Annotated in this window: 6 protein-coding genes; 1 reads left to right on the top strand and 5 read right to left on the bottom strand. The window is 73.3% G+C overall.

Going from position 1 to position 9,123, the window contains the following annotated elements; all coding sequences use genetic code 11:
- Window positions 1-44: 44 nt before the first annotated feature.
- Complete coding sequence (locus AC061S_RS43795; protein ID WP_478691466.1) at window positions 45-1,415, bottom strand: phosphomannomutase/phosphoglucomutase; 1,371 nt, start codon at window positions 1,413-1,415, stop codon at window positions 45-47.
- 78 nt (window positions 1,416-1,493) lie between these two features.
- The gene (locus AC061S_RS43790; protein WP_266878044.1) at window positions 1,494-1,868 is read right to left on the bottom strand and encodes a DUF3499 domain-containing protein; all 375 of its coding nucleotides are present in this window, start codon (window positions 1,866-1,868) and stop codon (window positions 1,494-1,496) included.
- 114 nt (window positions 1,869-1,982) lie between these two features.
- On the opposite strand from AC061S_RS43790, the gene AC061S_RS43785 reads away from it, so the two are divergent.
- Window positions 1,983-2,477, top strand: a complete 495-nt coding sequence (locus AC061S_RS43785; protein ID WP_478691465.1) for a metallopeptidase family protein — start codon at window positions 1,983-1,985, stop codon at window positions 2,475-2,477.
- A gap of 231 nt (window positions 2,478-2,708) precedes the next feature.
- On the opposite strand, the gene AC061S_RS43780 is transcribed toward AC061S_RS43785, so the two are convergent.
- From AC061S_RS43780 to AC061S_RS43770, 3 genes are all read right to left on the bottom strand, one after another.
- Window positions 2,709-4,196, bottom strand: a complete 1,488-nt coding sequence (locus AC061S_RS43780; RefSeq protein ID WP_478691464.1) for a DUF5719 family protein — start codon at window positions 4,194-4,196, stop codon at window positions 2,709-2,711.
- On the bottom strand, window positions 4,193-7,837 hold the full coding sequence (locus tag AC061S_RS43775) for a glycosyltransferase family 2 protein (protein WP_478691463.1): 3,645 nt from the start codon (window positions 7,835-7,837) through the stop codon (window positions 4,193-4,195). Before AC061S_RS43775 ends, AC061S_RS43780 begins: the two co-directional genes overlap by 4 nt.
- Before the next feature lie 379 nt (window positions 7,838-8,216).
- On the bottom strand, window positions 8,217-8,480 hold the full coding sequence (locus AC061S_RS43770; protein ID WP_112450237.1) for a WhiB family transcriptional regulator: 264 nt from the start codon (window positions 8,478-8,480) through the stop codon (window positions 8,217-8,219).
- Window positions 8,481-9,123 lie beyond the last annotated feature (643 nt).

Below are 9,123 nucleotides of genomic sequence, written 5' to 3'. Positions count from 1 at the left end.
GATCACCAGCGGAGCTGGTGATCCAACCCGCAGAGGCTGAAGTTCTACGCGCGGATGAGGGCCAGGACCTCGTCGCGGACCTTGGCGAGGGTGGCCTCGTCGCGGGCCTCCACGTTCAGGCGCAGGAGGGGCTCGGTGTTGGAGGCGCGGACGTTGAACCACCAGTCCGTGCTGGTCGCGGTGAGGCCGTCCAGTTCGTCCAGGGTCACGCCCTCGGCGGAGCCGTAGGCGGCCTTGACGGCGGCGAGGCGGGCCGTCTGGTCGGCGACGGTCGAGTTGATCTCGCCGGAGCCCGCGTAGCGGTCGTAGGAGGAGACCAGGGCCGAGAGGGGGCCGTCCTGGCCGCCGAGGGCCGCCAGGACGTGGAGCGCGGCGAGCATGCCGGTGTCCGCGTTCCAGAAGTCCTTGAAGTAGTAGTGCGCCGAGTGCTCGCCGCCGAAGATGGCGCCGGACTTGGCCATCTCCTCCTTGATGAAGGAGTGGCCGACGCGGGTGCGGACCGGGGTGCCGCCGTTCTCGCGGACGACCTCGGGCACGGACCAGGAGGTGATCAGGTTGTGGATCACGGTGCCGGTGCCGCCGTTGCGGGCCAGCTCGCGGGCGGCGACCAGGGCGGTGATCGCGGACGGGGAGACGCCCTCGCCGCGCTCGTCGACGATGAAGCAGCGGTCGGCGTCGCCGTCGAAGGCGATGCCGAGATCGGCGCCCTCGGCCAGTACGCGGGCCTGGAGGTCGACGATGTTCTTCGGGTCGAGGGGGTTGGCCTCGTGGTTCGGGAAGGTCCCGTCCAGTTCGAAGTACATGGGGACCAGGTCCAGCGGGAGGCCCGTGAAGACGGTGGGGACGGTGTGCCCGCCCATGCCGTTGCCCGCGTCGACGACGACCTTGAGCGGGCGGACGGCGGTGAGGTCAACCAGGCCCTTCAGGTGGTCGGCGTACCCGGTGAGGGTGTCCTGCTCGGTGACGGTGCCCGGGACGGTGCCGGCGGGGATCGCCGGGGCGCCCTCGTCGCTCCACTTCTCGGCGAGCTCGCGGATGGTGGAGAGGCCGGTGTCCTGGCCGACCGGGGCGGCGCCGGCCCGGCAGAGCTTGATGCCGTTGTACTGCGCCGGGTTGTGCGAGGCCGTGAACATCGCGCCGGGCAGGTTCAGCTTGCCGGAGGCGTAGTACAGCTGGTCGGTGGAGCACAGCCCGATGAGGGTGACGTCGACGCCGCGGGCGGCCGCGCCGCGGGCGAAGGCGCCGGACAGGGCCGGGGAAGAGGGGCGCATGTCGTGGCCGATGACGATGGCCGGGGCACCGGTCACCTCGACGAAGGCGGCACCGAACAGTTCTGCCAGGTGCTCGTCCCACTCGTCCGGCACGACGCCCCGTACGTCGTACGCCTTGACGATGTTCGAAAGATCGGTGGCCACTGCCTGCCCTCCTGAAGGTGATGTGCGGTGAGGCAAACCTACCGTGGACGCAGTGCGGCTTTTCAGATCGGCCGAATGTCAGGAATCCGGCGAACGCAGGACGCGCAGGTGTCCGCGGCGGGTCTCCCCGGTGGTGGGACCTCCCTGACCTGCGCCGCCGGCCCCGGCCGCGCGCTCCGGCGGACGGGCCGCCTCGCGTACGGCGTTGGCGAGGGCTTCGAGGTCGTCACCAGTGGGACGCGAGGGCGCCGACCCGTCGGTGAGGCGTACGACGTCCCAGCCGCGCGGGGCGGTCAGGCGCTCCGAGTGCTCGGCGCAGAGGTCGTAGCAGTGGGGTTCGGCGTAGGTGGCGAGCGGGCCGAGAACTGCGGTCGAATCGGCGTAGACGTACGTCAGAGTCGCGACGGCAGGGCGGCCGCACGCGGTGCGCGAACAGCGACGTACAAGGCTCACGACGTTGGACGGTACCGCACTCTTGACCAGGCCGCGACGACTCTCCCGCGGCCGCTCCCCCGTGTCGTCCGATCTCCCCCGCCCCGGCGCGGATGTGCGGGCTACCCTGCGGGGGTGACGGACAGCACTCTGCCTCCCCCTCCCGCGCCACCTGCCGCCTCCCTGCCCGGCGGCTCCCCCGCCGGTGAGCCGCGGGTGCGGCGGCGCGACCGGCACGGGCGCGGGATGCGCGGGCCGGTGGCCCCTCCCCAGGTACCGCTGTCGGCGAGCCGGGGGGAGCTCTTCGGCGACCTCGTACGGGACTCCGTGGAGCGGCTGGAACGGCGCTGGCCGCAACTGGCCGAGGTGGAGTTCATGATCGGCGACGTGCCCGGTCCGCCGGGTGGCGCGGAGGCCGGCTGGAACGACGAGGCGGTGCCGCTGGGCGCGCTGGCGGAGGCCGGCGGCGGGCGGCCGGCCCGGATCGTGGTGTTCCGGCGGCCGGTGGAGATCCGGGCGAAGTCGCGGGACGAGCGGGCGCTGCTGGTGCACGAGATCGTGGTGGAGCAGGTCGCGGAGTTGCTGGGACTGTCGCCGGAGACGGTGGATCCGCGGTACGGGTCGGACTAGTCCGTCCCTTTCGGAGCTTGCCCGGCCCGTCGTCCTCCTGCGGAGGTCCTGCCCCGCCGTCCTGTCCGTGGCGGGGTGCGGGAGGCAGCCCTGCGGGGCTGTCCCCTACCCGCCCTTCCACCGTTCCCCGGGCGCTGCCCGGACCCGCGCCTCAAACGCCGGCGGAGCCCCAGACCCCGGTCCTCAAACGCCGGACGGCTGAAAGGCGAGACCCCGGTCCTCGAACGCCGGTTACTGGGTGAGGACCGAGAGGTCCTGGGTGGCCTTGGGGACCGAGACCGTGGAGTGGTCGTCCGAGAGGGTCTGGATCGTGAACATCGGGATTCCGTCGCGCGGGACCGTCAGGGTGCGGGACGCGTGGACGGGGCCGCCGGAGACGGTTTCCACCGTGAGGGCGTAGGTGCCCTTGCCACCCGCGGGGGCGAGGGTCAGGGTCTGCGTGGTGCCCCCCTTGACCGTGACGTCCTGGGAGGCGGGCTCGCCGCCGTCCGTGCCCGGTGAGGCCGTCACCTTGACCGTCGCGTCGGCTCCGGGCGGGGCCGTCAGCGACAGCTGGGTGGCGTTCTCCTCGGGGCGGTTGTCCGCGACGGTCGCCCGCGCGCCCACGGGGGCGGCGGCCTGGATGAAGCCGGTCTCCTGCTTGGCGCCGCTGCCGCGGACCACCCGCAGCGCCGCCACCACCGGGACGGGCTGCTTGCCGTCGGCCGGGGACAGGACGAGGGAGCCCGGTTCGCCGCGGGTGACGTCCTTGAGGTCGAGGCTCGCGGTCATGCCGGCCTTGACGTGGAGCTGCTCGCTGCCCGCGGGGCTGATCGAGCCGGTCGGTCCGGCCAGCTTCAGCTTGAGGTCCGCGTCCTCCTCGCCGGGGGCGAAGGCGACCAGCCGTACGGAGGTGGCATCCGCCGGGATGCCGGGCAGGACCAGGGTCCCCGCCGGGTCCACGGAGGCGGGCAGCCAGTCGGAGCCGACGCCTTCCTCGCCCGCCTGGGCGGTGGCTCCGACGCGGCCCGCGCGGGTGGTCACGTGGGCGGTGACGTCCGCGAGCTGTACGCCGGGGGCGAGGGAGGTCAGGGAGATGGCCTTGCTGGACTTCGGGTCGATGCGGATGTTCTCGCTGGTGCCCGCCTCGGCCTTGACCGTGCCGTCCGGGCCGAACAGCTTGATGTCCACCACGGCCGCGGTGTCGTCGGGGTTGGTGACGTGGACGTAGTCCTCGCGGCCCTTGGCGGTGCTCACGCCGGGGAACCAGAAGTCGGTGCCGGGCGGGGTGCAGCCGACGCCGAGCAGACCGCGCGTACGGCCGACCGAGACCACGGTGGTCTGCTGCGCGCTCCAGCCGGGGGCGAGGAACCCGTCGGCCACGCCGCTGAGCGCGGGGGCCTCGGCGCCGGAGGCCTTGGCGCCCACGGGCTTGCCGGGCTCCTTCAGCTCCAGGACGACCTTGGCTTCCTTGGTCGCGCCGAGCAGCCGGGCCGTGCCCGTGCCTCCCGGGGCGGCCGCGCCGGGGGTGATCGCCGTGTACAGGGTCTCGGCGATGTCGGAGGTGCTGGGCGCGGGGCACACCAGCAGGGACCGCTCGACCGGCATCCGGGCCGCGGGCTTGCCCGCCGAGGCCGCGGAGGCCCCGTCGGCGGCCGGTGCGGTGAGGGTGGCGAGACCGGTGACGGCGGCCAGGGCGACCGTGACGGCGGCGAGCGTGAGGGGTACGCGCTGCTTCACTGCTGGGGGCTCCCGTCCGGACGGGGGGCGTGCTGCCCGCCCTGCTGTCCGTCGTGCTGGCCGTAGGGGTCGTAGCCGTCGGAGCCGTTGTAGGGCTCCGGCTGCTGCTGGTAGGGCGGGTACGGCTGGTGGGGCTGGTACGGCTGCTCGTACGGTGCGCCCGGGTGCCCGGTGTACTGCTGCTGCGGCTGCTGCTGCTCGTACGGGGGGTACTGGTCGTACTGCTGCTGCGGCTCCTGGCCGCCGTAGGAGTAGCCGCTCTGGTCTCCGTACGCCGGCTGCTGGTAGGCGTACGCGTCCTCGCCGTACGTCTGCTGCGCTGGGATCTGCGCGTACGGGTCGGCCGCGACGGCCGCCTCCGCGGGGGCTTCGGCCTCCGGCTCGGACTGCTCGCGCAGGCGGCGGGCCCGGCGGCCTTCGCCGGCTTCCTCGGCGGGGGCCTCCTCCTCGGGCAGGTCGTCGTCGAGGCGGGCGCGGCGGCCCGGCAGGGCCATCACCAGGAGGACCAGGGCGAGCAGGCCCTGGGCCCAGTGCCAGGCGGTCCGGGTGAGGGAGTCCTCGTGGACGAGGTCGAGCTCGCCGGCGGCGGCGGGGAGTTCGAAGCCCTGCGCCCAGCCGTCGAGCGTCTTGGCCTTGAGCGGCTTGCCGTCGAGGGTGGCCTGCCAGCCGGGGCCGGCCTGGTCGGCGATGCGCAGGACGCGTCCGGCCTCGCCCGCCGGGATCTTGGTGTGGGCCTCGACGGGGCCGGAGGCGACGGGGATGGGTGCCTCGCCGGGCTTGCCGGAGACGATGACGGCGCGGGAGACCTGCCGGTCGACGCGCCACAGGGCGCTGCCTTCGAGCTTGCTGAGGCGGCTGAGGCCGGGGGTGGCGTCGAGGACGCGGCCGATCTCCTGCGGGGCGCCGTCGCGGACCAGGACGTAGCGGATGGCGAAGCCGCCGAGCTGGTCGGTCTGGTCGGCGCCGGAGCCGGCGACGAGGCTGGAGACGACCTTGTCGAGGCGGGTGTCGCTGCCGGCCGCCTCGGCGAGTTCGGCGTCGCCGAGGCGGCCGCCGGAGCCGCGGACCAGGCTGTACGAGAGGGCGGCCGGGGAGTCCGCGCCGATGACGAGGGTGCGGGCCTGGTCGCGGGTGCCGCTCTCTTCGGCGACGAAGGCGGGGACCTGGACGGGGTCGCGGCGCTCCAGCGGTCCGGCGGCTCCGCCGAGCATCCAGCCGGCCGCGCCGGCGAGCGGGCCGACGGCGGCGGCGAGCGCGATCAGGGCGGCGAGGGGCTGGCGCCAGCCGAAGCTGCGGGCGGCGACGCGGTCCTTGGCCCCGTCGGCTCCGATGGCGGCGGCGGCCAGCAGGGCGAGTCCGTAGACGAGGGTGGCGGGGCCGGCCCAGGTGGTGCGGTTGACGAGGCCACCGGCGACAGCGAGGACGAGCGCGGCGAGCGCGGTGGCCCAGGCGGTGCGGACGGCGAACTGCCGGTCGGCGCGCAGCAGGGCGGCCAGGGCGGCGAGGACGACGCCGAGGAGGATCAGGCCGCCGGCGGTCCGGGGGCCGCCGGGGCTGATGCCGAGCAGGTCCAGGCCGGTGGCCGAGCCGGCTCCGTAGGGCAGTCCGGCCTCGCGCAGGAAGTTCGCCGGGTGGGTGAGCAGGCTCAGCGACCAGGGCGCGAGGACGAGGAGGGGGACGCCGAGCGTCGCGAGGAGGCGTGGTCCGTACGTTTTCCACTGCGCGCGGCGCAGGACCAGCGCGGCGGTTCCGAGGAGGGCGGCGAGCGGCCAGACGACGGGGGTGAAGGCGGTGGCCAGCGTCAGCAGGAGGGTGTAGGTCCAGGCGGAGCGCCAACTGCCCTCGTCCTCGCCGAAGCCGAAGGCGGCGACGGCGGAGCGGGCGATGAGCGGGAGCAGGATCGCGAGGACGGCGGTGCCGAGGCGGCCTCCGGCGAGGGCTCCGGTGACGGCGGGGAGGAAGGCGTAGGCGACGGCGGCCCAGGCGCGCAGCAGCCGGGATTCGACCAGCGGCCGGGAGGCGAAGTAGGCGGTGAGTCCGGCGAGCGGGACCGAGCAGACGAGCAGCAGGGTCAGGGCGGCGTCGGTGGAGCCGAGGAGCAGGGTGGAGAGGGCGCCGAGGACGGCGAGGTAGGGCGGTGCTCCGGCGGTGGTGCCGGTGCCGACGGGCTGCCAGTCGTCGGCGTGGACGCGCCAGAGGTCGAGTCCGCTGTCCGGGGCGGGGAGCAGGGCTCCGCCCATGAGGGAGCCGCCGCCGAGGAGGGAGCGGCAGGCGATGAGGGAGACGAGCAGGAGGAGGCCGAAGAGGACGGGCCCGGGCTTGCGGGCGATCCGCTTGAGGCGCGCGAACTGCTCGACGTGCAGGTAGTCGGCGTCGTCTCCGCCGGGTCCCGATTCGACGGCTCCGCCGTGCCGGCCCGCGTTGCTGTTCTCGGTGTCGCCGTCGGCGCCGAAGTAGCCGGCGAGCTGTTCGGCGTTGGCGCGCAGGCTGGCGCCGGGCGGCGGGAAGAGGGGGCGCAGTTCCTTGGCGGAGACGGCGGCGCGGCCTCTGCGGCGGCGGGCTCCGAGGATCCGGCCGGGGCGGAGCAGGGTGGCGAGGAGGCCGGTGATCTCGTCGACGGCCTGTCCGGGTGCCTTGCCGACGAGGTAGGCGAGGGTGCGCAGGACGGTGCCGAAGAGGATGCGCAGCAGGACGTACGGGAGGGCGCGGCCGGGGCTGTTGGCCAGCATCGTGTAGACGGCGCCGGCCTTGTCGACGCGGTGCGGGCTGGCGGCGGAGCGGCCGACGCAGTCGACGGTGCGGCGTTCGCGGGCGGAGGCCTCGGCGTGCCGCAGGACGGCGTCGGGGGCGATGAGGACGCTGTGCCCGGCGCTCTGGACGCGCCAGCACAGGTCGACGTCGTCGCGCATGAGGGGCAGGCGGCGGTCGAAGCCGCCGAGGGCGTCGTACACGTCGCGGCGGATCAGCATGCCGGCGCTGGACACGGAGAGGACGGGCTGGACCTGGTCGTGCTGGCCCTGGTCCTGTTCGCGCCGGTCGAGGCCGGTCCAGCGGCGGCCGCTGCGGGCGATGGTGACGCCGACTTCGAGGAGCTGCTTCTTGTCGTACCAGCCGCGCAGCTTGGGGCCGATGACGCCGGCGTCGGGGTTCTCGTCGGCGACGCGCAGCAGTTCGGCGAGTGCGTCGGGCTCGGGTGCGCAGTCGTCGTGCAGCAGCCAGAGCCACTGGACGGGTTCGCCGTGGGGCAGGTCGGGGAGGTCGTACGTGTCGTCGCGCCAGGTGCGGCTGACGGGGTCCCAGCCGGAGGGGCGCTTGAGGTACGGGAGTTCCTCGGGGGTCAGCGTGCCGGCGGTGCGCGCGGCTTCGTCGACGGCGGCGCCGAAGCCGGTGCGGCGGGCGAGGTGCAGGACGCGGTCCTCGCCGAGGGCCTCGCCGAGCAGGCGCGCGGAGTCGTCGGCGCTGCCGGTGTCGGCGGCGATGTGGCTCTGGGCGGGGCGTTCCTGGCCGAGGAGACCGGCGAGGGTCCGGGGCAGCCAGCGGGAGCCGTCGTGGGCGACGAGGACCGCGGTGACGACGTGCCGGGGGAACTCTGGTGCGGCGGCAGCCTGGTGGGAGGCGCTCGACTGGCTGTGCAGGGACATCGCGGTACGGGCCCTCCGGCCGGGGGTCCGGGGGTGGTGTGCCCTCGGAGGCTGCTGGACAGCGCCCCACCCTAACGGCTGGGAACACAGCGGTCCGCCTCCTGCGGGGAAGGTGCGGGAGGCGGACCGTTTGCTCTGCTCGATGCCGTGCTGTTCGTGCCGTTCGCCGCACTGCGTTCTGTGCCGGTACGTCCGATGCGTGCACTGCGGCCGCTGCCGTGCGTGAGGCCGGGTGCACAGGCGGCTACGCCTTCGGGCGGGCCACCGGACGGGTCTGCGGATATGCCGTCGGATATGTCGTCGGATATGTCGTGGGCGGTACCGCGGGCCCTGCCGTGGGCCCTGCCGTGGGCGCCGTTCGGTGCGCGCCGAGGGCGCTTCAGACGGCGGCCTTCTTCAGGCGTCGCCGCTCGCGCTCGGACAGGCCGCCCCAGATGCCGAATCGCTCGTCGTTGGCGAGGGCGTACTCAAGGCATTCGGAGCGGACCTCGCAGGCGAGGCAGACCTTCTTGGCCTCGCGGGTCGAGCCGCCCTTCTCGGGAAAGAAGGACTCGGGGTCGGTCTGGGCGCAGAGAGCTCGCTCCTGCCATCCGAGCTCTTCGTCCGCCTCCTCGACCAGCAGTTCCTGAACCAGCTCGGTCATGTGCGCCCCTCGCTCTGTCTGTGCGTCCCCGTGGTCATGCCGTCACTCATCGCTACGTAACGACACGAGTGAAATTACAAGTGCGGGGCTCCAGCGCAGTCAAGCCGAGATCTGCTATTGGGCCCCTTATTCACTCTGCGGAACCAAGCCTATGCAGAAAGTGTTCATATCGCCAAAAATCGTGACACATGCCACACGTCTGCCACACGTGTCACTTGCGGCACCCCCTCCCCCGTAGTCGACGCGTCACTCTGTGGTGGGGTTCCGATCCAGCCGAAGAAGCGGCGCAGATCACATTTCAGCCACAGGGCGACATCGCACGGCTTTTCGGGTTTGGGAGCCGCCACAGCGGACTGCGGCGCGACTCGAAGCGCCACATCCCCTGGTACCGACTGCACAAACCTTTCTCCGGGCACGGTAACCGGATGAGGTGAAACTTTTCCACCAAATCGGACATTGGGTTGACAGTCCGGCCCCCCACCCGGTCTTCTTGTAGCCATGTCAGCGCCCTCAGCCGCCACCCGGACCCCCATTCGTGGGTTCCTGTGCGCTGCCCAGGTTCGCTGTTGCTGTTGCAGCTGTTGATGCCTCGGGAGCTCCGGCTCCCCTGAGCTCCAGCTCGCCCCCCCCCCCCCACAGCAAC

The sequence above is a fragment of the Streptomyces sp. CA189 genome (assembly GCF_056428985.1).
The sequence above is the reverse complement of the archived record's forward strand: the minus strand, read 5'-3'. Positions and strand labels throughout refer to the sequence as shown.